We start from the raw sequence: 23,332 nt of genomic DNA on the forward strand, positions 1-23,332 counted from the left end.
ATCAGGTCTGGGACGAGCGAAAACCCGGACATGACCGGGTTCTCGCCAACATGATCGAATCAGAACGAGGTGGTCACCGAGGCATAGAACGCCCGGCCCGGCTCGTTGTAGGTGCTGGCCCCGGCGCTGGTGCCGGCGCCTTCGCGGTACACGCGCTTGTCGAACAGGTTGCTGATGCCGGCGCCGAACGACAGGTGCCTGTTCACCTCAAAGGTGCTGCCGAGACTCCACAGGTGGTACGGATCCAGCGTGCGCAACTGGTTGCTGGCGGTGACTGCGGTTTCCTGCAGCGGGTTGGTGGTGCGCGGCTCTTGCTTGCCATACCAGGTACCGGTCAGGTTCAGCGACAGCGCCTGTGTCACTTGCCAGTCGAGCATGCTGTTGATCGTGTACTCGGGCACCACTGACAGCGGGTTGCCGTCGCTGTCTTCGTTGGAATCCATGTAGGTCAGGTTGGTGTTCCAGCTCAGGACGTCGCCCTGGTTGCCCAGCAGCGGTACGCCGACATAGCCTTCCCAGCCCTTGACCACCGCATCGCTGGCGTTGTCCCAGCGCAGGATGGCCTCGTTGGCCGAGGTGCGCCCGGCCAGGTCGTTGGACGAAACGATCTTGTTGTCGTAGTCGTTGCGGAAGTAGGTCAGCCCGGCGCTCCAGCCGTCACGAGCGAAGCTGATTCCCAGTTCCTTGTTGATGCTGATTTCCGGATCCAGGTCCGCATTGCCCAGCACGTAGCAGCCGTTGGCACTGAGGCTGGCGGCGCAGCCGTTGCCATTGCTGCGGTACAGGTAGTTGGGGTTGGACTGGTACAGGTTCGGCGCCTTGAAGGCACGGGCAATGCCGCCCTTGAGGGTGATGTCGTCGGTCAGCGTGTAGGTGCTGTTCAGGCTCGGGCTCCCGTTGGTGCCGAACTGGTCATGGTGATCCAGGCGCAGGCCCGGGGTCAGGAACCACTTGGGCGTCAGCTCGATATTGTCTTCCAGGAACACGGCCATGAGGGTCGCGTCCATGTCGGTGGCGCGAGCGCCGGCGGCCGAGTTGGGCAGGGTGGTGCCAATCGCGCGGTCCATGGTGCTCGGGTCGTCCAGTTCCTGGCGGTTCCATTCGGCGCCCACCGTCAGGGTCTGCTGGAATATCAGATCCAGCGGGATATCCAGCTGGCCCTGCAGCAGGTAGCTGTCGTAAGTGCTGGTGCTCTTGTCGCTGCCGTTGATATCGCCGTCCACCGAACCGGTCTGGCCTTCGGGCAGGCGGTTGTTGCGGGTCTTCTCGTACTGCGCCACCACCTTGGAGGTGCCGAATGCCCAGTCGCCGCGGTGGGTGACCGAGAAATTCTGCCGGTACATCGTGTTGGTCTCACGGCCCAGCCAGGTGTTGATGGTGCTGCCGGGGGTCAGCGAGTCGGTGCCGCCGGTGCCGACATCGCCGGTGTAGATATTGCCCTGGCGGCTGTAGCCGGCTTCGAAGTCCAGGGTCTGCTGCGGGTCCAGCGCCCAGCTCAGCAGGCCGTTGACGTCCTTGTTGCGCACGCCTTCGCGCCCGGCGGCCAGCGAGGCCCCCGAGGCGGTGTCGGTGTGCGCCAGGTTGATGTCGGCATCATCGGCGTCGGTCTTGTTCAGGTTGCCGTAGACACGAAAGGTCAGGGCGTCGGTCAAGGGGCCGGCCAGGCTGAACGTGGTGCGCCTGGTCACGCCCTCGGCGTCATCCTCGGGCAGGTTGGTAAAGGCGCTGATGGAACCGGTGAGCTGTTCGCTGGGGCGCTTGGTGATGATGTTCACCACGCCGCCCATGGAGCCCGAGCCATAGCGCGCTGCCGCCGGGCCGCGCAGCACCTCGATGCTGTCGACCTGGTCGGCCGGCACCCAGTTGCTGTCGCCACGGGTGTCACGCTCGCCGGAGCGGGTGTAGCGCACCGCGTTGCGTGAGGTCACCGGCTTGCCGTCGATCAGGATCAGGGTGTTTTCCGGGCCCATGCCGCGCAGGTCGATCTGCCGGTTATTGCCACGGGTGCCGCTGGCGCTGTTGCCGGTGAGGTTGACGCCCGGCATCTTGCGCACGATGTCCGACAGGTCGTTGACTGGTGGGCGCTTCTTGATGTCTTCGGCGGTGATCAGCGACACGCCGGAGGCTTGCTTGAGGGCTTCTTCGGCCGTGGCCACCACATGGGTATCCGTCAGTTGCAAGGCATCGGCCGATGCGGCCGAATCCGCGGTTTCGCCCAGCGCCAGCGCCGGGCTGGCAGCCATCAGGGCCATGAAAAGGGGACTGAATCTGAATCGCGAATGCATCGGCCTGCTCCTGAGTGTGAAAAGGAGTGAGGGCGTTCTGGACATGCCCCAAGGCGACGCGGTGCGCTCGCTCGACTCCCTTGATGGGCGCAGATGCTACGCATTCTCAAATAAGAATAAATATGTTTTACATTTTATACACTTGGCAGCCGCAGATGGACGCGCAGCCCTGGGCCGGCATTCTCCGCCCAGACCTCACCGTTTTGCGACTGCACCACACTTTGGGCAATTGACAGCCCCAGGCCGAAACCGTCGCCGCCTGGCCGTTCGGCTTGCAGGCGAATGAACGGCTGGAAAATCTGCTCCAACTGCTCGGGCGGCACGCCGGGACCCTGGTCTTCGACCCACAGGTGCCAGTGGTGTGCCTCGCGTTTGCCCGCCAGCTGCACCTGGCCACCTTCAGGGGAGTGGCGCACGGCATTGCGCAGGATATTCTCCAGTACCTGGGCCAGGCCATTGAGGTTGCCCAGCACCACGCAATCGGCAGGCAGCGTGCACGGCATGCGCTCGACCGGCCAGCCAGTTTCGAAGCTGCAGTCTTCACACAGCATTGCCCACAGCTCGGCGACTTCCACCGGCTCCACCGGCAGCAGCGGGCGCTCGGTATCGAGCCAGACCAGCTCCAGGGTATCGTCGATCAGCCGCTCCATGATCTGCACCTCATGCTCCTGGCGCTGACGCATGGCCTCGATGTCCAGTTCGCGCTCGCCGGCCACCCGCAAGCGGCTCAAGGGTGTGCGCAGCTCATGCGACAAGGCACGCAGCAGCCGGCGCTGGAACACCACGGTGCTTTCCAGGCGACCCGCCATCTGGTTGAACGAGCGCGCCAGCTCGCCGAGTTCGTCGCGTCGGCCGGCGACCCTGGGTTCGACCCGCGCCGACAGGTCGCCGTTGCTCAGCGCGTTGGCCTGCCGGCGCAAGGTGGCCATCGGCGCGATCAGCAGCCGGTACAGCAGCACGCCCAGCAACAAGGCCAGGGCCGTCGGCAGCCCTTGCTGCAAGGCGATTTCCCAGCGGTCATTGTGCTGGCGCGGGTCCAGGCGCGGCGGCAATTCCATCACCAGCCGACCCTGGAGCCCCGGCAGCGGCACATAGAAATTCGGTCGCCCGCCGGGCCGTCCGACCGCACTGTCGAGGGTGCGGATAAACCGCAGGCGGCCGCGTTCGTCGTCCAGCATCGGCTGCGACGACAAGGACTCATCGTGCTCATCGACCACCACGGCCCAGACCTGCTCGCGCTGGCGCAGATCGCGCAGGAATCCATCCACGCCCGCACGGCCCTGGGTGCGCCATGCGCTGGCCGCCTGCGCGGCATAGTCGTGGTAGACCTGCCGGGTCGGCGTCGGCAGGCGGGCGCTGGCGTCATAAAGGCGTTTGCTCAGGTCCACTTGCAGGCTGACCAGCAACAGGCACAGCAACGCCAGCAGCACGATCAGTTTCCACAGCAGCGAATGCCGATGCGGCAGACTCATGGCGCCAGCGGGCTCAGCACATAGCCGGCACCGCGCACGGTCTGGATATTGCGGCCGTTGTAGCCGATCACCTGCAGTTTGCGCCGGATGCGGCTGACGTGCATGTCCAGGCTGCGGTCGTAATGCGACCAGGCCCGGTGCATGGCTTGCTGGTACAGGAACGCCTTGCTCAGCACTTCACCCACATGCGCCAGCATCACTTCCAGAATGCGGAACTCGGTGCCGCTCAGGTCGGCCCAGACGCCGTTATGACTGACATCGCAGCGTTGCAGGTCGACCGTCAGTTGCAGCTCGTCATGGCGGGTGTTTTTCGCTTCATGCTCATAGGCCACGCGGCGCAGCACGGCATCGATGCGCACGTCCATTTCGCGCATGCTGAACGGCTTGGGCAGGTAGTCGTCGGCACCCTGGCTGAACCCGACGATGCGGTCCTGCTCGGCGCCCAGCGCCGACATCAGGATCACCGGCAGGCGCAGGTGTTGGCGCAACTGGCCCAGAATCTCCAGGCCGCTGCCGTCGGGCAGCATGATGTCCATCAGAATCAGGTCGAAGCCTTGGCTGGTCACCAGCGCCACCACATCCTTGGCACTGTGACGCAAGGTCACCGCAAAACCGCGCTGCTCGAGGTGGCTTTGCAGGTGAGAGGCAAGCAACGGATCATCCTCGATCGCCAGAATCCGTGAAGGCGTGTGCAGGGGGGAAGGGGAAAGCATGGGGGTTCCTGAGCTGAGAATGATTCTTTGTCGCGTAGTGTGACGAATGTCGAGGGATATGCCTACCTGTCATGAATCGACCCACCTTTCGCGACCGTTGGTCGCTCCTGCGCAATGGCGGCATGGCCTGCAAAGGTGGCTTTATCCGATCCCGTAGGCGCGACCAGCGGTCGCGAAGGCTGACAAAACACCGTCCCCGTCAACGCCGGCTGATCCCATGCAGGCGCAGCTTGCGGTACAGCGTATTGCGGCTGATTCCCAGGCGCTGCGCCACACGGCTCATGTTCCACTGCTCGGCCTCGACCGTGGCTTGCAGGGTCTGGCATTCCGACTGGCGCAACGGATCTTCGGCTTGCTGCGATTGCGGGCGACTGGCCGGCAGCAGCTCATGCACATCCATCAGGTTGATCTGCCCGTCATCGGACAAGGCCACCAGCGTGCGCAGCACGGTGCGCAACTGACGCACATTGCCCGGCCAGGCCTGCGCCAGCAAGGCCTGGCGCGCGTCCGGCGTCAACTGGATGACATTGCCTGCGGCTTCTTCGCGCAGCAGCCAGTCAAGCAAGGCGCCCTTGTCTGCACGGTCGCGCAATGCCGGCAGGGTCACGCTGAAGCCGGCCAGGCGATAGAACAGGTCCTCGCGAAAATCGCCTTGTGCCACCCGTGCCGCCAGGTCCTGGTGCGTGGCGCTGATGACCTGCACATCCAGCGGCCGGGGCGCGGCACTGCCCAGCGGCACCACTTCGCGGGCCTCCAGCACGCGCAACAGGCGGGTTTGCAGTGCCAATGGCATGTCGCCGATTTCATCGAGAAACAGAATGCCGCCGTGGGCCTGTTCGAGCTTGCCGACCATGCCTTCGCGCCGGGCGCCGGTAAAACTGCCGCCGCGATAGCCGAACAGTTCGCTTTCGATCAATGCCTCGGGAATCGCCGCGCAATTGATCGCCACGAAGGGCCGGGCGTGACGTGAGCCGGCCCGGTGCAAGGCGCTGGCAAAGGCTTCCTTGCCCGTGCCGGTTTCGCCACACAGCAGCACTGGCACATCGCGTTCCAGCACCCGCAAGGCGCGCTCGAAGTGGCGGCGCAGCGTCGGGTCGTCCAGGCACACGCGCTCATCACGAGGGCGCGGCAAGGCCCGGGCGATGACCGGGATCGAGGTCTGTGGTGCGCGCAGTTGCGCGTGCAGCAAGCGTCCGTCGGCCAGGCGCAGCGGCCAGCACAGGCTCGGCTGCGGGCTGGCACGCTCGACGATTTGCTCAAGGGGCAAAGCAACCAGCGTCGTCAGCGCTTGCCCGGCCAGACGTTCACGCGACAGGCCCAGCAGCTCCAGCGCCATCGGGTTGACCGAGGTGATGATGCCGCGCGCGTCAAAGCCCAGCAGGCCTTCACCCAACAGGCCGGTAAAGCCCGGTTCCGGATGAAAACGCAGCAGAAAATGCTGTGGCTCGTGCTGGAGGAAATAACAGCTCTCGATCAGCCGCGCCGACAGGCTGGTCAGGGCCATGGCCTGGAAGCGCTCCTGCAAGGTGCGTTCTTCATGGGCCGATGAGACGTTGAGCACCGCCAGCAGTTCGCCGCGCGGGTCGAAGATCGGGCTGGCCGAGCACGTCAGCCCGGCATGTCGCCCGCGAAAATGCTCATCGCGGCGGATGGTCACGTGCTGGCGCTCGACCAGGCAGGTGCCGACGCCATTGGTGCCCTCGCAATCCTCGCTCCACATGGCGCCCAGCCACAGCCCGGCGCGCTGGAACGACGCCCGTTCGGCCTCGTCGAGCACGCTGTCGATCACCACGCCCTGGGCATCGGTGAGCAGCACCACATGACCGCTGCGACCCAGTTGCTGGTGCAGGCTGTTCATCTGCCAGCGCGCCACGCCGATGATGTGCTCCAGCGGCGCGCGGTGATCCTGCAGGCGCGGTTGTTCGACCACGCAGGGCGCCTGATGGCTGGCGGGGTCGAGCCGATGCTGGTCCAGGCAACGGCGCCATGAACGGGTGATGGCCGGGGCCGCGCTGCCGGGCTGGCTGGCGGGCAGGCCGTGCACGGCCTGCAAGACCTGTTGCGCATGGGCGTGAATCAGGGTCGAGGTCATTGTTGTTGTTCTCCAGCACACCGTGAAGGCGGGTCTGTCGGCAGCTTAGTCGAAACCTTGCTGCCTGAAAAAGCACCTGCCGGTACAGGGTGACACTCTGTCATGGGGACGTGTCACGCCCTGGGTACAGCAGCGCCGGTCGCCACATGCCTTGATCGGTGTGCGCAGGCTCTGGCCTGCGGCTTTCGCCAATCTGGCCCGAGCCTTGCGATAGACCAGGGGCAAACAAGAACAACAAAGGAAATTGCTCATGACAATCGCTACCCAAACGCCGGCACCGGCTGCAGCGCACACCCCCACCGAACAACTGGCCGCCTGGGTCGAACGCTTTGCCGGACACCTGGCCCGGCGCGACATCGATGCGACGCTGGCGCTGTTCTGCGACGAATGCTACTGGCGCGACCTGGTGCTGTTCAGCTGGAACCTGATCACCCTGGAAGGCCAGCCGGCCATCGGCGCCATGCTGCAAGAGCGCCTTGAGCAGACCCGGCCCGAGCGCTGGCAGCTCGAAGGCGAAGCGACCCTGGGCGACGGCGTGATCGAAGGCTGGATCAGCCTGGAAACCGCCACAGGTCGCGGCAAGGGCTATGTGCGCCTCAAGGACGGCCAGTGCTGGACGCTGCTGACCAGCCTGCGCGAACTCAAGGGCTTCGAAGAACCCGCCGGCCGGCGCCGGCCCCTGGGCGCGCAGCACGGCCAAGGCCATGCCGACAAGCGCAACTGGCTGGAGCGACGCCGCGACGAGCAGGCGGCCATGGGCGTTACCACCCAGCCCTGGTGCCTGATCGTCGGCGGCGGGCAGGGCGGCCTGGGGCTGGCGGCCCGGCTCAAGCGCCTCAATGTGCCGACGCTGATCATCGACAAGGCCGAGCGTCCCGGCGATCAATGGCGCGGGCGCTACAAGTCGCTGTGCCTGCACGACCCGGTCTGGTACGACCACATGCCGTACCTGCCGTTTCCGGACCACTGGCCGGTGTTCACGCCCAAGGACCAGATGGGTGACTGGCTGGAAATGTACGCGCGCATCATGCAGCTCGATTACTGGGCGCGAACCGAGTGCGTGCAGGCCAGTTTCGACGAGCAGGTCGGGCAATGGAGCGTCGAGGTGCTGCGCGACGGCCAGCGGCACACCCTGCGCCCGACCCAACTGGTGCTGGCCACCGGCATGTCGGGGGTACCGAACGTGCCGGTGTATCCAGGCAGCGAAACCTTTGCCGGCCAGCAGCACCACTCCAGCCGTCACCCCGGCGGCGATGCCTGGCGCGGCAAGCGCGCGGTGGTGATCGGGGCAAACAACTCGGCCCATGACATCTGCGCGGACCTGGTGGAAAACGGGGTCGAGGTGACCATGGTGCAGCGCTCCAGCACACACATCGTGCGCTCCGACAGCCTGATGGACCTGCTGTTCGCCGGCCTGTATTCCGAGGACGCACTGGACAGCGGACTGACCACCGACAAGGCCGACATGCTGTTCGCCTCGATCCCGTACCGGATCATGGGCGATTTCCACCGTCCGGTGTTCGATGCGATTCGTGCGCGTGACAAGGACTTCTATGCCGGGCTGGAAAAGGCCGGCTTCATGCTCGACTTCGGCGACGACGACTCCGGGCTGTTTCTCAAGTACGTGCGCCGTGGCTCGGGTTACTACATCGACGTAGGCGCTTCGCAACTGATCGCCGACGGCACGATCAAGCTCAAGAGCGGCGCAGGCCTGGGCGTGGAGCACATCGAAACCGATGCCGTGGTGCTCAACGATGGCAGCCGGCTGCCGGCCGACCTGATCGTCTACGCCACCGGCTACGGTTCGATGAACGGCTGGGCCGCGCGGTTGATTTCGCCTGAAGTGGCCGAGAAGGTCGGGCCCTGCTGGGGGCTGGGCTCGGGCACCACCAAGGACCCGGGGCCGTTCGAGGGCGAGCTGCGCAACATGTGGAAGCCCACCGCGCAGCCGAATCTGTGGTTCCATGGCGGCAACCTGCACCAGTCACGGCACTATTCGCTGTACCTGGCGCTGCAACTGAAAGCCCGCTTCGAGGGCCTGGATACGCCGGTCTATAGCCCCCGGTCGAACTGACCGGTCATTGGTCGCAGGCCAGCCGCGCCAGAATATCGGTGCGGCAGGTGGCGAGAATCTCGTCGGCCAGGGCCGAGTCATCCGGGCAGGCCCTGGACATGGTCATCGCGCCTGTCGCCTGGGCAATCAGGGCGATCATTTTGGCGCGCTGCTCCGGCGCATACCGGGCCAGCATGCCTTCGATGCCATCGGCAAAGATGGCCTTGATACCTTCTGGCTGACGCGCCGCGTCGCCGCCCAGCGCCGCCATGGTGCAACCCTGGTCACGGGAATCGCGGTGCTCACGCGAGAGGTAGCGCTTGAAGCGCTCGGCCGTCTCCAGCCTGTCGCTTTTTTCCTGCCCTGAAGCAATGGCGCACGCGGCGGCCTCGGCCATCAGGTCGGCCTTGGAACCAAAGTGCTTGTAGAACCCGCCATGGGTAAAGCCGGCAGCGGCCATCAGGTCAGCCACACTGACGCCGTCATACCCACGCTCACGAAACAGCGCGGCGGCTGTCTCGACAATGTGTGCCCGGTTCGCCTGGGCCTGGGCCTTGGTTACTCGCATGTCCGCATCTCCTGCCTGGACGTCTCGATCAAATGCTGACTATACATTGATGTCGATCATCATCAAGGCACGTTGACAATTAAGATGGTGTTCGCCATCTTAACTGCCACCTCGCGGCACCGCCCCAGCCGTGTCTTTTCTCCCGACTGCCAGTGGAAGACCTCATGTCCAGCGACATTCTGTTCAGCCCCTTTACCCTTAAAAGCCTTGTGCTGCCTAACCGCATCGTCATGGCGCCCATGACCCGTGGCCTGGCGCCAGAGGGCATTCCCGGCGCCTTGCATGCCGAGTATTACCGGCGCCGTGCCGAAGGCGGCGTGGGCCTGATTCTGACCGAAGGGACGGTGATCGACCGGCCGGCCTCGCGCAACATGCCGGGCATTCCGTTTTTTCATGGCGACGCGGCGCTGGCCGGTTGGTCCGGCGTGGTCGATGCGGTGCACGCCGCCGGCGGGCGCATCGCCCCGCAAATCTGGCACACCGGGTCGACCCGCGCCCGTGGCGAGTGGACCCCCGAGGCACCGGTCGAAAGCCCGAGCGGCCTGGTGGGGCCGGAGGATCCACGGGGCAACACCATGACCCTGGAAGACATTGCCGACACCGTGGCCGCTTTTGCCCGTGCTGCTGCGGATGCCAAGCGCCTGGGGTTCGACACTGTAGAGCTGCACGGGGCGCACGGTTACCTGATCGACCAGTTTTTCTGGCCGGGCACCAACACCCGCACCGACGCCTTTGGTGGGGCGACGATTGGCGAGCGCTCGCGCTTTGCCGCCGAAGCGGTCAAGGCCGTGCGCGCTGCGGTGGGGCCGGATTTCCCGTTGATTCTGCGGGTCAGCCAGTGGAAACAGCAGGATTACGCGGCTCGCCTGGCCACCTCGCCACAGCAGATGACCGAGTGGCTGGCGCCGCTGGTCGAGGCGGGCGTAGACATCCTGCACTGCTCGCAACGGCGTTTCTGGGAACCGGAGTTTGCCGAGATCGACGGTGCTGACGGCCTGAACTTCGCCGGCTGGGCGAAGAAGCTCACGGGGGCGGCGACCATCAGCGTCGGCTCGGTCGGGCTGGACGGGGATTTCTTCGGCGCCTTTGGCGGCCAGGGCTCCGGTGCCGCGGCACTGGACAACCTGCACCAACGGCTGGAGCGTGAAGAGTTCGACCTGATCGCGGTCGGCCGCGTGCTGATCTCCGATGCCGACTGGGCCAACAAGGTCCGCACCGGCCAGACCGACGCGCTGCAAGGCTTCAAGGCCGCCGACCTGGCGACCTTGGCCTAGGGTCTGTTGCCGTTTCATCACGGCCGCGCCGGCGCCCGTTTTGCCGCGAGGCCAGGCAGGCGCCGCGACGTTTGGTCATTCCAGATGAGTGGCGAGTAACGCAGTCTCGCGGCAAAACAGGCCCGGCCCTTCGGGTTGCGTGCCCAATCTCGCCATGCGGTGTTGGAGGACTTGAAAAGGGCGTTCCCCTTTTCTGCGTCCTCCGCCTGGCCTGGCGAGATTTGGCCCAGCAACGCGGCTCGTGCTGAAACGGCAACAGACCCTGGCAAGCCGCCCGGTCCAGGCCGGTATCAGCCGCGTTCAAGCAGCAGCGCCACCCCCTGGCCACCGCCGATGCACAGCGTGGCCAGGCCCTTTTTCGCGTCGCGCTTGAGCATCTCGTGCACCAGCGTGACCACCACACGGCAGCCCGATGCGCCAATCGGGTGGCCCAGCGCAATGGCGCCGCCGTTGACGTTGACCTTCTCGGCATCCCACTGCAGTTCCTGGCCCACGGCCAGGGCCTGGGCGGCGAAGGCTTCGTTGGCTTCGATCAGGTCCAGTTCCTGCAGCGCCCAGCCGGCCTTGGCCAGGCAGGCGCGGGTGGCCGAGACCGGAGCAATGCCCATGATCGCCGGGTCCACGCCGGCGCTGGCATAGGCCTTGATGCGCGCCAGCACCGGCAGGCCCAGTGCCTGGGCCTTGGCAGCACTCATCAGCACGACCGCTGCGGCGCCGTCGTTGACGCTGGAGGCATTGCCGGCGGTCACGCTGCCGTCGCCCTTGAACGCCGCCTTCAGCTTGCCCAGGGATTCGGCCGTGGTGCCTGCGCGCGGTTGTTCGTCAGTCGCGAAGGGCAACGGATCACCCTTGCGCTGGGCAATCATGATCGGCGTGATTTCATCGGCAAAGCGCCCCGACTCGATGGCCTGCAGGGCCTTTTGCTGGGAGTGCGCGGCAAAGGCATCCTGCGCCTGGCGCGAAATGTCGAAGCGCTCCACCAGGTTTTCGGCGGTGATGCCCATGTGATAGTCGTTGAAGCTGTCCCACAGCCCGTCGGTGATCATGCTGTCGAGCATCTGCGCATGGCCCATGCGCAGGCCGGTGCGCGCCTTGGGCAGCACGTAGGGGGCCAGGCTCATGTTTTCCATGCCACCGGCAATCACCACCTCGGCATCGCCGCAACGAATGCTTTGCACGGCCAGGTGCAGAGCCTTCATGCCCGAGCCACAGACCTTGTTGAGAGTCAGCGCCGGCACGGTGTGCGGCAGCCCGGCGTGAATGGCAGCCTGGCGCGCGGTGTTCTGGCCGGCGCCAGCGGTCAGCACATGGCCGAGAATCACCTCGTCGACCTGCTCGCCGCTCAGGCCGGTCTGCTCCAGCAAGCGGCGGATGACCGCGGCGCCCAGTTCGACGGCGGGGGTGTTGGCCAGTGAGCCCTGGAAGCTGCCAATGGCGGTGCGGGTGGCCGCGACGATAACGACGTCTTGCATGAACATGACTCCTTGTAAGTGATCCACACGCAAACGCTGTGCGTGCAGGAGAGGCTTTAGCCACATCGCCTGAGGGTTTCACAGGACCTGTGGGAGGCGGCTTGCCGGCGATTGCAGCGCTACAGGCGCCTCAGAGGGCCCGGTTTTACCCAGCCTGTTCGCATCGCCCTCTGGTCAGTGACGCCTGCCGGTTCCCAGCTTCTGCCCATTCCCGGCGTTTGATAAGTTTGTTTTTTCGTGCCATTGATTTGCAAAACTGATCAATCTTCACACCGAATGCAACAGAAACTGCTGCACCGCCCGCGCCTCGGGAGTGACCAAGCTCTGTTCGTTCCAGATCAGGCCCAGCTCCATGTCCGGCACCGGATCGCTGAGCGGACGCGTCTCCAGGCGCCGGCCTTCCAGCGACCAGTGGCGAAAGACCATTTTCGACAGCACCGTCACGCCAAAGCCGTTGGCCACCAGGCCGCGCAAGGCCTCCATCGAGCTGGTCCTGAACGCCACGCGCGGGCTGACGCCGCACTGTTGCCAGTAGCGATTGGTCGACGCCTCACCCTCATCGACAGTGAACATCAGGTAAGGCAGGGGCTCCAGGTCCTTGAGGCTGATTTTCTCGGCCTGCATCAAGGGGTGATCCACCGGCAGCCAGACCTGGCGCTTGGACTGCATCAGCACCGCCTTGTTGAGGGCCAGGTCCGGGTCGGAATTGGAGACAATGATCAGTCCCAGGTCCAGCGCGCCGCTGGACACCGCGTTTTCGATCGAGACCCGGTCCATGTCCTGCAGGTCGAACTCTACATCCGGGTAGCTGCGGCGAAAGCGCATCAGCACGGTGGGCAAGTAATAGCCCAATACCGTGTAGCTGGCGCCGATGCGCACGGTGCCGCTGATCGACGCACCGGTGCTCAACGGCTCGCTCACGGCATCCTGCACGGCATTGAGGATCGAGCGGGTGCGCTCCAGAAACCGGTGGCCTTCCAGCGTCAGGCGCACGCCATAGGGCAGGCGCTCGAACAGGCTGACATTGAGGGCCTGCTCCAGTTGCGCCACGGCAGCGGTGATCGCCGACTGGGAAATATGCTCGCTGGCGGCGGCCAGGGAGAACTGGCCCATCTCGGCGGCGGCGCGAAAATAGCGCAGTTGACGAAGCGAAATGTCACGGGGATGGGCCATCTGTTTTTTTTATACCCGATGTCTGTTTTTAGAAATTTACGATAGCGCAAGCGCAGACTAACGTACTTGAAAACCGATCGCGGGTCTCTCAAGCGGTCGACTACAAGAATAAAAGCCTGAGGATCCGCCGCATGAACAGTCCTGTGTCGACCGTCACTCCAACGCTTGATGACAAGTACCTGCAAGCCTCGGGCACGGTCCTGATGACCGGCGTGCAGGCGCTGGTCAGGCTGCCGATGATGCAGCGCCAGCGCGACCTGGCGGCGGGGCTCAACACCGCAGGCTTCATCTCCGGCTATCGCGGCTCGCCCCTGGGCGGCTTCGACCAGGCCTTGTGGAAGGCCCGCGAGCACCTCAAGACCCAGCACGTCACCTTTCACCCGGGGCTCAACGAAGACCTGGCGGCGACCTCGTTGTGGGGCACCCAACAGGTCAACCTGTTCGAGGGCGCGCAGTACGATGGCGTGTTCGGCATGTGGTACGGCAAGGGCCCGGGCGTCGACCGCTGTGGCGACGTGCTGCGCCATGCCAATGCGGCCGGCACGTCACAGTTTGGTGGCGTGCTGGCCATTGCCGGTGACGATCACGGCGCCCGTTCCTCTTCACTGCCGCACCAGACCGAGCACATCTTCAAGGCGGTGATGATCCCGGTGCTGGCGCCGTCGGGGGTGCAAGAGTACCTCGACTTCGGCCTGCACGGCTTTGCCATGTCGCGCTACTCGGGCTGCTGGGTGGCCATGAAGGCGGTGGCCGACACCGTCGAAAGCGGCGCGGTGGTCGACGTCAGCCTGGACCGGGTCAATCCGGTGATCCCCGATTTCCAATTGCCCGCCGGCGGCCTGAACATCCGCTGGCCGGACCCGCCGCTGGCGCAGGAACAGCGCCTGATGGAGCACAAGCTGTACGCCGTGGCCGCCTATGCGCGAGCCAATGGCCTGGACCGCATCGTGCTGGACGCGCCGCGTGCGCGGATCGGCATCGTCACCTCCGGCAAGTCGTACCTCGACGTCTGCCAGGCGCTGAAGATCCTGGGCATCGATCAGGACCGCGCCGCGCAACTGGGCCTGCGGGTGTACAAGGTCGGCATGGTCTGGCCGCTGGACGCCGAAGGCGTGCGGCACTTTGCCGACGGGCTGGAAGAGATCATCGTGGTCGAGGAAAAGCGCCAGATGATCGAATACCAGCTCAAGGAAGAACTGTACAACTGGCGCGAGGACGTGCGCCCGCGCATCGTCGGCAAGTTCGACGACAAGGGCGAGTGGACCCGGCCGCACACCGACTGGCTGTTGCCGGCCACCAGCGACCTGACCCCTTCGCAGATCGCCCGGGCCCTGGCCAAGCGCATCCTGCGGTATCACCAGAGTGGCGAACTGCAGGTGGCCCTGGCGGTGCTCGAAGCCGGGCTGGCCGCCAACCAGCGCTTCACCACGCTGATGGACCGCCTGCCGCATTACTGCTCGGGCTGCCCGCATAACAGCTCGACCAAGGTGCCCGAGGGCAGCCGCGCCCTGGCCGGCATCGGCTGCCACTACATGGCCGCCTGGATCTATCCGCAGACCAAGACCTTCAGCCAGATGGGCGGCGAGGGCGCGGCCTGGATCGGCCAGGCGCCGTTCACCCGCACCCCGCACGTGTTCGTCAACCTGGGCGACGGCACCTATTTTCACTCCGGGTTGCTGGCCATTCGTGCTGCGGTCGCGGCCAAGGTCAACATCACCTACAAGATTCTCTACAACGACGCGGTGGCCATGACCGGCGGGCAGCCGGTGGATGGCTCGTTGAGCGTGGCGCAGATTTCCCGGCAACTGGCAGCCGAAGGCGTGCAGCGCATCGTGGTGGTCACCGACGACACCGAGCGCTACAAGACCATCACCGACCTGGCGCCTGGCGTGCCGGTGCTGTCCCGTGCACAAATGGACGAGGTGCAAACCTCCCTGCGCGAGTACCAGGGCGTGTCGGCGCTGATCTACGACCAGACCTGCGCTGCCGAAAAACGCCGCCGTCGCAAGCGCGGCAAGTTTGCCGACCCGGCGCGCCGGGTGATGATCAACGAGGCGGTGTGTGAAGGCTGCGGCGACTGCAGCAGCCAGTCCAACTGCATGTCGGTGACCACGGTGCAGACCGAGTTCGGCAGCAAGCGCGAGATCGACCAGTCTTCATGCAACAAGGACTTCACCTGCCTGGAAGGCTTCTGCCCCAGCTTTGTCACCATCGAGGGCGGTGCGCTGCGCAAACCCAAGGCGCTGGCCGACCAGGAACGCTGGGACCTGCCGGAGCCTGAAGTGGCAGCGCTGGCGCAACCGTTCAGCATTCTGATCACCGGCGTCGGCGGCACCGGCGTGGTGACCATTGGGGCGTTGCTGGGCATGGCCGCGTTCATCGAGGGCAAGGGCACCTTGAGCCTGGACATGGCCGGCATGGCGCAGAAAGGCGGTGCGGTGTGGTCGCACATCCGCATTGCCGCGCACCAGGACCAGTTGCATGCACCGCGCATCGCCGAGGGCGAAGCCAACCTGCTGCTCGGGTGCGACCTGGTGGTCAGTGCCAACACCGAGACCCTGCTGAAAATGCGCCAGGGCGTGACCTTTGCCGTGATCAACAGCGAAGAAAGCCTGACCGGCACCTTCGTGCGCACCTTCGCCCGGCAAGCCGAAAGCGGCGATGTCCAGGCCCACCCGGACCCGGTGTTCCGTACCGCCGACATGGCCCGGCAGATCAGCGAAGCGGTCGGCGATAAACAGGTGCAGTTTCTCAATGCCAGCCGCATCGCCACCGCCCTGATGGGCGACTCGATTGCCACCAACACCTTCATGCTCGGCTTTGCCTGCCAGAAAGGCTGGCTGCCGGTGACCGAAGCTGCGCTGCTCAAGGCCATCGAACTGAACGGTACGGCGGTGGCCTTCAACCAGGCCGCCTTTGCCTGGGGACGCCGTGCAGCGTTCGACCTGCCACGGGTGCAGGCCAGGATCGACGCGGCGCAGGTCAAAAGCGCCGACCGGGTGCTGTCGCAGACGCTGGCCGAGCAGGTCAGCCGCCGGGCCGACTTCCTCACCCAGTACCAGAACGCCGCACTGGCCCGGCGCTACACCACCCGCGTCGAAGCCTTCGTTGCCGCCGAAACCCGCCTGGTCGGCCATGCCGGCCCGCTGAGCGAGGCGGTGGCACGGCACTATTTCAAGGTGTTGGCAATCAAGGACGAGTACGAAGTGGCGCGGTTGTACACCGACGGCCAGTTCCTGAAAAAGATCGAGTCGACCTTCGAGGGCGACTACCGCCTGCGCTTTCACCTGGCGCCGCCGGTGCTGAACACCTCCGGAGCCGGGCAAAAAGCCAAGAAAACCTACGGCCCGTGGATGCTCAAGGCGCTGCGCCTGCTGAGCCACTGCAAGGCGGTGCGCAATACCTGGCTCGACCCGTTCGCCCGCACCCATGAACGCAAGGCCGAACTGGCCTGGCAGCGCGAGTACGAGAGCCTGCTGGATGAACTGCTTGGCGGCCTGAACGCCGACAACCTTGCCCAGGCCCTTGAGCTGGCCCGCCTGCCGGACGCCGTGCGCGGCTATGGTGCGGTCAAGGACCGCTACCTGCAACACGCCCGGCAGCATAAGGACACCCTGCTCGCGCAGTGGCGCAACCCGGTGCTGTTTCACGAGGTGGCAAATCCTGCGACCCGCATTGCCGCCGCGCAGCTGTAAACGCACTGATCTACCCTCATACCTATAAGAATCGATAAGGACGGAGAACCGACATGAGCCATCTACCGGGACTGAATTTTTTCCTTGGCGAAGAGATCGACATGCTGCGCGACGCCGTGGCCGGTTTTGCCTCCAAGGAAATTGCGCCACGCGCCGAAGAGGCCGACCGCACCGACCAGTTCCCCATGGACCTGTGGCGCAAGTTCGGCGACATGGGCCTGCTGGGCCTGACCGTCAGCGAAGAATATGGCGGCGCGGGCATGGGCTACCTGGCGCACATGATCGCCATGGAAGAAATCTCCCGCGCCGCCGGCGGCATCGGCCTGTCGTACGGTGCGCACTCCAACCTGTGCGTCAACCAGATCAACCGCAACGGCACCGACGAACAGAAGCGTCGCTTCCTGCCCGGCCTCATCAGCGGCGAACACATCGGCGCGCTGGCCATGAGCGAGCCCAATGCCGGCTCTGACGTGGTGTCGATGAAACTGCGCGCCGACCGCCAGGGCGACCGCTACGTGCTCAACGGCACCAAGATGTGGATCACCAACGGCCCCGATTGCGATGTGCTGGTGGTCTACGCCAAGACCGACCTGGCCGCCGGCGCCAAGGGCATGACCGCATTCATCGTCGAAAAGGGCGCGGCCGGGTTCTCGGTGGCGCAGAAGCTCGACAAGCTGGGCATGCGTGGCTCGCACACCGGCGAACTGGTGTTCCAAAACGTGGAGGTGCCGGAGGAAAACGTACTGGGTGGCGTCGGCGAGGGCGTCAAGGTGCTGATGAGCGGCCTTGACTACGAGCGCGCCGTGTTGTCCGGTGGCCCGCTGGGTCTGATGCAGGCGGCCATGGACGTGGTGGTGCCGTACATCCACGACCGCAAGCAGTTCGGCCAGAGCATCGGCCAGTTCCAGCTGATCCAGGCCAAGATGGCCGACATGTACACCACCCAGCAGGCCTGCCGCGCCTACCTGTATGCCGTGGGCAAGCACCTGGACGGGCTGGGCAGCGGCCATGTGCGCCAGGTGCGCAAGGACTGCGCGGGGGTTATCTTGTATGCCGCCGAAAAGGCCACCTGGCTGGCCGGCGAAGCGATCCAGATCCTGGGCGGCAATGGTTATATCAACGAGTTTCCGGTGGGCCGGCTGTGGCGCGACGCCAAGTTGTACGAGATCGGCGCCGGCACCAGCGAAATCCGCCGCATGCTGATTGGCCGCGAGCTGTTCAACGAAACGCTTTGATGCCCATAACAACAAGAGGCGGCCAATGAACACACTCAAGACCCAACTCAACCCCCGTTCTGCCGACTTCCAGGCCAACCGCGAAGCGATGCTGGCGCAGGTCGAGGCGCTGCGCACCCTGTTGGCCCAGGTGCACGAAGGCGGTGGCGCCAAGGCCCGGCAACGGCATGTGGCCAAGGGCAAGCTGCTGCCACGCGAGCGCATCGACCAGTTGCTCGACCCCGGCTCGCCATTTCTTGAAATCGGCGCTCTGGCCGCCTGGGAGGTGTATGGCGAAGACGTCGCCGCCGCCGGTGTGATCGCCGGCATCGGCCGCATCGAAGGCGTCGAATGCATGATCATCGCCAACGACGCCACCGTGAAGGGCGGCAGCTACTACCCGCTGACAGTCAAGAAACACCTGCGGGCCCAGGACATTGCCCGGCACAACCGTTTGCCGTGCCTGTACCTGGTCGATTCCGGCGGCGCCAACCTGCCGCGCCAGGACGAGGTGTTTCCCGACCGCGACCATTTTGGCCGGATCTTTTTCAACCAGGCCAACCTCAGTGCCCAAGGCATCCCGCAGATCGCCGTGGTCATGGGCTCGTGCACCGCCGGCGGCGCCTACGTGCCGGCCATGAGCGACGAAACCATCATGGTCGCCCAACAAGCGACGATTTTTCTTGCCGGCCCGCCGCTGGTCAAGGCCGCCACCGGCGAGGTGGTCACCGCCGAAGCCTTGGGCGGCGCGGAGGTGCACTGCAAGACCTCGGGGGTGGCCGACCATTACGCTGAAAACGACGCCCACGCCCTGGCACTGGCGCGGCGCTGCGTGGCCAACCTCAACTGGCGCAAGCTGGGGCAACTGGACTGTGTGGCACCCATCGCGCCGCGCTATGCAGCCGACGAGCTGTATGGCGTGATCCCGGCCGACACCAAGCAGCCATTCGACGTGCGCGAAATCATTGCGCGCCTGGTCGATGACTCGGCCCTTGATGAGTTCAAGGCGCTGTTCGGCACCACGCTGGTGTGCGGCTTTGCACGGCTCAACGGTTACCCGATCGCGATCCTGGCCAACAACGGCATCCTGTTTGCCGAGGCGGCGCAAAAGGGCGCGCACTTTATCGAACTGGCCTGCCAGCGCGGCATCCCCCTGGTCTTTCTGCAGAACATCACCGGTTTCATGGTCGGGCAAAAATACGAGGCTGGCGGCATTGCCAAGCACGGCGCCAAGCTGGTCACGGCGGTGGCCTGCGCGCAGGTGCCCAAGTTCACCGTGATCATTGGCGGCAGCTTCGGGGCCGGCAACTACGGCATGTGCGGGCGTGCGTTCGACCCACGCTTCCTGTGGATGTGGCCCAACGCCCGGATTGGCGTGATGGGCGCGCAACAGGCCGCCGGCGTGTTGGTGCAGGTCAAGCAGGAGCAGGCAGAACGTGCCGGCCAGACCTTCAGCGCCGAAGATGAACAACGCCTCCGGCAGCCGATCGTCGAGCAATACGAGCGCCAGGCCCATGCCTTCTATTCCAGCGCCCGCTTGTGGGATGACGGGGTCATTGATCCGGCGCAGACCCGCGAGGTGCTGGCGCTGGCCTTGTCGGCCAGCCTCAACGCCCCGATCGAGCCGACCCGCTTCGGCGTGTTCCGCATGTAAGCCGGCGCCCCTGCTCAAGGACAGAACGATGAGTCACTTCACCACCTTGCAACTGCAACGCGACCCTCGTGGGGTCGCCACGCTCTGGCTGAACCGGCCGGAGAAAAACAACGCTTTCAATGCGCAGATGATCCATGAGCTGATTACAGTATTGCGCCAGCTCGACGCTGACGAGACCGTGCGCTTCCTGCTGTTGCGCGGGCGCGGCAAGCACTTCAGTGCCGGGGCTGACCTGGCCTGGATGCAGGCCGCCGCCGGCCTCGATTACGCGGCCAACCTCAAGGACGCGCATGAGCTGGGCGAGTTGATGAGCCTGCTGTATCACCTGCCGTTTCCGACCCTGGCCGTGGTGCAGGGCGCCGCCTTCGGCGGTGCGGTGGGGTTGTGTGCCTGTTGCGACATTGCCATTGGTGCCGTGGACGCGCTGTTCAGCCTGTCCGAGGTGCGCATCGGCCTGGCACCGGGGGTCATCAGCCCGTACGTGGTGCAGGCCATCGGCGAGCGCGCCAGCCGCCGCTATGCCTTGAGCGGCGAACGTTTCAGCGGCGAACGCGCCCGTGAGCTGGGCTTGCTGGCCGAGGTCTATGCGGCTGACGGGCTTGAGGCGGCAGTCGAGCAATGGACCGCCACCTTGCGGCTTAACAGCCCGCAAGCCATGCGGGTGTGCAAGGCATTGCTGCAGGATGTCGGCAGCGGCGTATTGAGCGAGGCCTTGCGCCTGCGCACGGAAAATACCATCGCCGGCATCCGGGTCAGTGAGGAAGGCCAGGAAGGCCTGAATGCCTTTCTTGAAAAACGCCCCCCCTCATGGGCTTGATCGACCTTGACGTCCCCCTCGACAGAGCGAATGCCATGAACACAACCACAATCACCACGCTGCTGGTCGCCAATCGCGGCGAGATCGCCTGCCGGGTCATGCGCACCGCCAAGGCGCTGGGGATCACCTGCGTGGCGGTGCACAGTGAAATCGACCGCCACGCCCGTCATGTGCGCGAGGCTGATGTCGCGGTCAACCTGGGCGGCGCCAGGCCCGGCGAAAGCTACCTGTCGATCGAGCGCATCATCGAGGCGGCCCGTGCCACCGGCGCGCAGGCGGTGCATCCGGGCTACGGCTTTTTATCCGAGAACGCCGGCTTTGCCCGCCAGCTCGAAGCGGCCGGGCTGATATTCCTCGGCCCCCCGGCCAGCGCCATCGAAGCGATGGGCAGCAAGTCGGCGGCCAAGTCGTTGATGGAACAAGCCGGTGTGCCCCTGGTGCCCGGTTACCACGGCGAAGACCAGAGCCTGGACACCTTCCGCCGTGCCTGCGCAACCATCGGTTACCCGGTGCTGCTCAAGGCCACCGCCGGCGGGGGCGGCAAGGGCATGAAAGTGGTCGAGCACGAAGGCCAACTGGCCGAGGCACTGTCGTCCGCCCAGCGCGAGGCGCAGTCCTCGTTTGGGGACGCACGCATGCTGGTGGAAAAATACGTGCTCCAGCCACGGCACGTCGAAATCCAGGTGTTCGCCGACCAGCACGGTCATTGCCTGTACCTCAATGAGCGCGACTGCTCGATCCAGCGCCGGCACCAGAAGGTCGTCGAAGAAGCGCCGGCCCCGGGCCTGTCGCCTGAGCTGCGCCAGGCCATGGGCGAGGCGGCGGTGCAGGCCGCCCAGGCCATCGGCTATGTTGGCGCCGGCACCGTGGAATTTCTGCTCGATGCACGCGGTGAATTTTTCTTCATGGAAATGAACACCCGCCTGCAGGTCGAGCACCCGGTGACCGAGGCCATCACCGGCCTTGACCTGGTGGCCTGGCAGATCCGCGTGGCCCGTGGCGAGCCGCTGCCGATCACCCAGGCGCAGGTGCCGCTCAACGGCCATGCCATCGAAGTGCGCCTGTATGCCGAAGACCCCGAGGGCGGCTTCCTGCCGGCCAGCGGTCATCTGGACCTGTACCGCGAACCGCAGCCGGGACCGGGGCGTCGGGTCGACAGCGGCGTCGAGCAGGGCGATGAGGTCTCGCCGTTCTACGACCCGATGGTCGCCAAGCTCATCGCCTGGGGCGAGAACCGCGAAGAAGCCCGCCAGCGCCTGCTCGCCATGTTGGCCGAAACGGTCATCGGCGGCTTCAAGACCAACCTGGCTTTTCTGCAACGCATCCTGGCCCACCCGGCGTTTGCCGAAGCGCAGCTGGACACCGGCTTTATCGAGCGCCACCACGCACAGCTTTTGCCAGCGCCTGGCGAACTGCCTGAAGCGTTCTGGCAACAGGCGGCGAGCGGTTTGCTCGACACTGATACTGTCCGGCAGCGTGCTGACGACCCGCATTCACCCTGGGCCAGCCGGCATGGCTGGCGCAGCGGCCTGCCTCAGGCCTGTGCCGTGACGCTGGTGTGCGGTGAGGTCACGCAGCGCGTACTGCTCGAACCGCAAACGTGCGGGACGGTCAACCGCGCAGACCGGGTGCGCCAGGGCGACACCTTGTATGTGCGCTGGGGCGTGCAGTGGCACGCGGTGCGCCGCTTCGATCCGCTGGCTGCCGTCCAGGCCGGCCATGGCCATCAAGGCGGGCTGGCCGCGCCCATGAACGGCAGCATCGTCAGGGTCCTGGTCGAGGCCGGCCAGATCGTGGAGGCGGGCGCCGCACTGGTGGTGCTCGACGCCATGAAAATGGAGCACAGCATTCGTGCGGCCGAGGCCGGGACTGTGGCGGCCGTGTATTGCCGCGAAGGCGAGCTGGTCAGTGAAGGCACCGTGCTGGTCGATATGGAGGCCGCCTCATGAACCTGCCTACCCATGTACGCCTGGTGGAAGTCGGCCCCCGCGACGGGCTGCAGAATGAACAGCGCCCGCTGGGGCTCGAACAGAAAATCCAGTTGATCGACCGCCTCTCGGCCACCGGCCTGAGCCATATCGAAGCCGGCAGTTTCGTCTCGCCCAAGTGGGTGCCGCAAATGGCCGGCAGCGCCGAAGTCTTTGCCGGCATCACCCAGCGGCCCGGTGTCACCTACAGTGCGCTGACCCCTAATTTGAAAGGGCTGGAAGCCGCCCTGCAGGCCGGGGTCAAGGAAGTCGCCGTGTTCGCGGCCGCCTCCGAGGCGTTCTCGCAACGCAATATCAACTGCTCGATTGCCGAGAGCCTGGCGCGCTTCGTGCCGGTTCTGGAGACCGCACGGCGCCACGGCGTGCAGGTGCGTGGCTACGTGTCCTGCGTGCTGGGGTGTCCTTATGAAGGGCAGGTGGCGCCCGGACAGGTGCGCTCGGTCGCCCGCGAACTGTACGAAATGGGTTGTCATGAAATCTCCCTGGGCGACACCCTGGGCGTCGGCACCGCCTCGGCCACGCGCACCTTGCTCGATGTCGTCAGCCGGGACGTGGCCCGCGAGCACCTGGCCGGACACTTTCACGACACCTACGGCCAGGCTGTGACCAATATCTACGCCAGCCTGCTCGAAGGCATCAGCGTGTTCGACAGCTCCGTGGCCGGCCTCGGCGGCTGCCCCTACGCCAAGGGCGCTTCAGGCAACGTGGCCACCGAAGACGTACTGTACCTGCTGCACGGCATGGGGATTCAGACCGGCGTCGATCTGGACAAGGTGGTGGCGGCGGGAAACTTCATCTGCGAACAACTGGGCCGCAGCAATGCCTCGAAGGTGGCGGCGGCCTGTGCGGCGGGGGCGTAGGA

The 23,332-nt window shown here is 65.4% G+C and carries 15 protein-coding genes; 8 read left to right on the forward strand and 7 right to left on the reverse strand.

All coding sequences use genetic code 11. The features are described from left to right. Window positions 1–59 precede the first annotated feature (59 nt). From ASF84_RS08150 to ASF84_RS08165, 4 genes are all read right to left on the reverse strand, one after another. Window positions 60–2,285 carry a FepA family TonB-dependent siderophore receptor gene (locus ASF84_RS08150; RefSeq protein ID WP_056837070.1) on the reverse strand — a complete coding sequence of 742 codons (2,226 nt, stop codon included), beginning with the start codon at window positions 2,283–2,285 and terminating at the stop codon, window positions 60–62. 134 nt (window positions 2,286–2,419) lie between these two features. After that, window positions 2,420–3,757: a HAMP domain-containing sensor histidine kinase gene (locus tag ASF84_RS08155; protein WP_056837072.1), complete on the reverse strand. Its 1,338-nt coding sequence runs from the start codon at window positions 3,755–3,757 to the stop codon at window positions 2,420–2,422. Then, window positions 3,754–4,470: a response regulator transcription factor gene (locus ASF84_RS08160; protein ID WP_056837074.1), complete on the reverse strand. Its 717-nt coding sequence runs from the start codon at window positions 4,468–4,470 to the stop codon at window positions 3,754–3,756. The genes ASF84_RS08155 and ASF84_RS08160 overlap by 4 nt, the downstream gene beginning before the upstream one ends. A gap of 199 nt (window positions 4,471–4,669) precedes the next feature. After that, window positions 4,670–6,562, reverse strand: a complete 1,893-nt coding sequence (locus ASF84_RS08165) for a sigma-54-dependent Fis family transcriptional regulator (RefSeq protein ID WP_056837076.1) — start codon at window positions 6,560–6,562, stop codon at window positions 4,670–4,672. Window positions 6,563–6,812: 250 nt separating this feature from the next. On the opposite strand from ASF84_RS08165, the gene ASF84_RS08170 reads away from it, so the two are divergent. After that, window positions 6,813–8,636: an NAD(P)/FAD-dependent oxidoreductase gene (locus tag ASF84_RS08170; RefSeq protein ID WP_056837078.1), complete on the forward strand. Its 1,824-nt coding sequence runs from the start codon at window positions 6,813–6,815 to the stop codon at window positions 8,634–8,636. Between the two features lie 4 nt (window positions 8,637–8,640). Here the strand turns inward: ASF84_RS08170 and ASF84_RS08175 are convergent, their stop codons facing one another. Beyond that, a complete protein-coding gene (locus ASF84_RS08175) occupies window positions 8,641–9,183 on the reverse strand; it encodes a TetR/AcrR family transcriptional regulator (RefSeq protein WP_056837080.1) in 543 nt (180 codons plus the stop codon). 164 nt (window positions 9,184–9,347) lie between these two features. Between ASF84_RS08175 and ASF84_RS08180 the strand changes: the two genes are divergently transcribed. Then, on the forward strand, window positions 9,348–10,457 hold the full coding sequence (locus ASF84_RS08180) for an NADH:flavin oxidoreductase (protein WP_056837082.1): 1,110 nt from the start codon (window positions 9,348–9,350) through the stop codon (window positions 10,455–10,457). Window positions 10,458–10,747: 290 nt separating this feature from the next. Here the strand turns inward: ASF84_RS08180 and ASF84_RS08185 are convergent, their stop codons facing one another. Further along, window positions 10,748–11,929, reverse strand: a complete 1,182-nt coding sequence (locus ASF84_RS08185; protein ID WP_056837943.1) for an acetyl-CoA C-acetyltransferase — start codon at window positions 11,927–11,929, stop codon at window positions 10,748–10,750. 267 nt (window positions 11,930–12,196) lie between these two features. Beyond that, window positions 12,197–13,102: a LysR family transcriptional regulator gene (locus tag ASF84_RS08190; protein WP_056837084.1), complete on the reverse strand. Its 906-nt coding sequence runs from the start codon at window positions 13,100–13,102 to the stop codon at window positions 12,197–12,199. A gap of 143 nt (window positions 13,103–13,245) precedes the next feature. Between ASF84_RS08190 and ASF84_RS08195 the strand changes: the two genes are divergently transcribed. The 6 genes from ASF84_RS08195 to ASF84_RS08220 are packed head-to-tail and all read left to right on the forward strand — an operon-like array spanning window position 13,246 to window position 23,330. After that, window positions 13,246–16,797, forward strand: a complete 3,552-nt coding sequence (locus tag ASF84_RS08195) for an indolepyruvate ferredoxin oxidoreductase family protein (RefSeq protein ID WP_442963039.1) — start codon at window positions 13,246–13,248, stop codon at window positions 16,795–16,797. A gap of 53 nt (window positions 16,798–16,850) precedes the next feature. Continuing rightward, window positions 16,851–18,032, forward strand: a complete 1,182-nt coding sequence (locus ASF84_RS08200; RefSeq protein WP_056837089.1) for an isovaleryl-CoA dehydrogenase — start codon at window positions 16,851–16,853, stop codon at window positions 18,030–18,032. A 25-nt stretch (window positions 18,033–18,057) separates the two neighbouring features. Then, entirely contained in the window at window positions 18,058–19,665 is a 1,608-nt protein-coding gene (locus tag ASF84_RS08205) for a carboxyl transferase domain-containing protein (RefSeq protein WP_056837091.1), read from the forward strand. A 28-nt stretch (window positions 19,666–19,693) separates the two neighbouring features. Further along, the gene (locus ASF84_RS08210; protein ID WP_056837093.1) at window positions 19,694–20,482 is read left to right on the forward strand and encodes a gamma-carboxygeranoyl-CoA hydratase; all 789 of its coding nucleotides are present in this window, start codon (window positions 19,694–19,696) and stop codon (window positions 20,480–20,482) included. Window positions 20,483–20,517: 35 nt separating this feature from the next. Then, window positions 20,518–22,431, forward strand: a complete 1,914-nt coding sequence (locus ASF84_RS08215) for an acetyl/propionyl/methylcrotonyl-CoA carboxylase subunit alpha (protein WP_056837095.1) — start codon at window positions 20,518–20,520, stop codon at window positions 22,429–22,431. Then, complete coding sequence (locus ASF84_RS08220) at window positions 22,428–23,330, forward strand: hydroxymethylglutaryl-CoA lyase (protein WP_056837097.1); 903 nt, start codon at window positions 22,428–22,430, stop codon at window positions 23,328–23,330. The genes ASF84_RS08215 and ASF84_RS08220 overlap by 4 nt, the downstream gene beginning before the upstream one ends. The last annotated feature ends 2 nt before the right edge of the window (window positions 23,331–23,332 follow it).

Source organism: Pseudomonas sp. Leaf127 (assembly GCF_001423155.1).
Classification (GTDB): domain Bacteria; phylum Pseudomonadota; class Gammaproteobacteria; order Pseudomonadales; family Pseudomonadaceae; genus Aquipseudomonas; species Aquipseudomonas ovata.

Excerpts from the sequence above, each read along its gene's own strand:
- ASF84_RS08150 (WP_056837070.1), bottom strand. The coding sequence starts at position 2,285 with ATGCATTCGCGATTCAGATTCAGTCCCCTTTTCATGGCCCTGATGGCT.
- ASF84_RS08155 (WP_056837072.1), bottom strand. The coding sequence starts at position 3,757 with ATGAGTCTGCCGCATCGGCATTCGCTGCTGTGGAAACTGATCGTGCTG.
- ASF84_RS08160 (WP_056837074.1), bottom strand. The coding sequence starts at position 4,470 with ATGCTTTCCCCTTCCCCCCTGCACACGCCTTCACGGATTCTGGCGATC.
- ASF84_RS08165 (WP_056837076.1), bottom strand. The coding sequence starts at position 6,562 with ATGACCTCGACCCTGATTCACGCCCATGCGCAACAGGTCTTGCAGGCC.
- ASF84_RS08170 (WP_056837078.1), top strand. The coding sequence starts at position 6,813 with ATGACAATCGCTACCCAAACGCCGGCACCGGCTGCAGCGCACACCCCC.
- ASF84_RS08175 (WP_056837080.1), bottom strand. The coding sequence starts at position 9,183 with ATGCGAGTAACCAAGGCCCAGGCCCAGGCGAACCGGGCACACATTGTC.
- ASF84_RS08180 (WP_056837082.1), top strand. The coding sequence starts at position 9,348 with ATGTCCAGCGACATTCTGTTCAGCCCCTTTACCCTTAAAAGCCTTGTG.
- ASF84_RS08185 (WP_056837943.1), bottom strand. The coding sequence starts at position 11,929 with ATGCAAGACGTCGTTATCGTCGCGGCCACCCGCACCGCCATTGGCAGC.
- ASF84_RS08190 (WP_056837084.1), bottom strand. The coding sequence starts at position 13,102 with ATGGCCCATCCCCGTGACATTTCGCTTCGTCAACTGCGCTATTTTCGC.
- ASF84_RS08200 (WP_056837089.1), top strand. The coding sequence starts at position 16,851 with ATGAGCCATCTACCGGGACTGAATTTTTTCCTTGGCGAAGAGATCGAC.
- ASF84_RS08205 (WP_056837091.1), top strand. The coding sequence starts at position 18,058 with ATGAACACACTCAAGACCCAACTCAACCCCCGTTCTGCCGACTTCCAG.
- ASF84_RS08210 (WP_056837093.1), top strand. The coding sequence starts at position 19,694 with ATGAGTCACTTCACCACCTTGCAACTGCAACGCGACCCTCGTGGGGTC.
- ASF84_RS08215 (WP_056837095.1), top strand. The coding sequence starts at position 20,518 with ATGAACACAACCACAATCACCACGCTGCTGGTCGCCAATCGCGGCGAG.
- ASF84_RS08220 (WP_056837097.1), top strand. The coding sequence starts at position 22,428 with ATGAACCTGCCTACCCATGTACGCCTGGTGGAAGTCGGCCCCCGCGAC.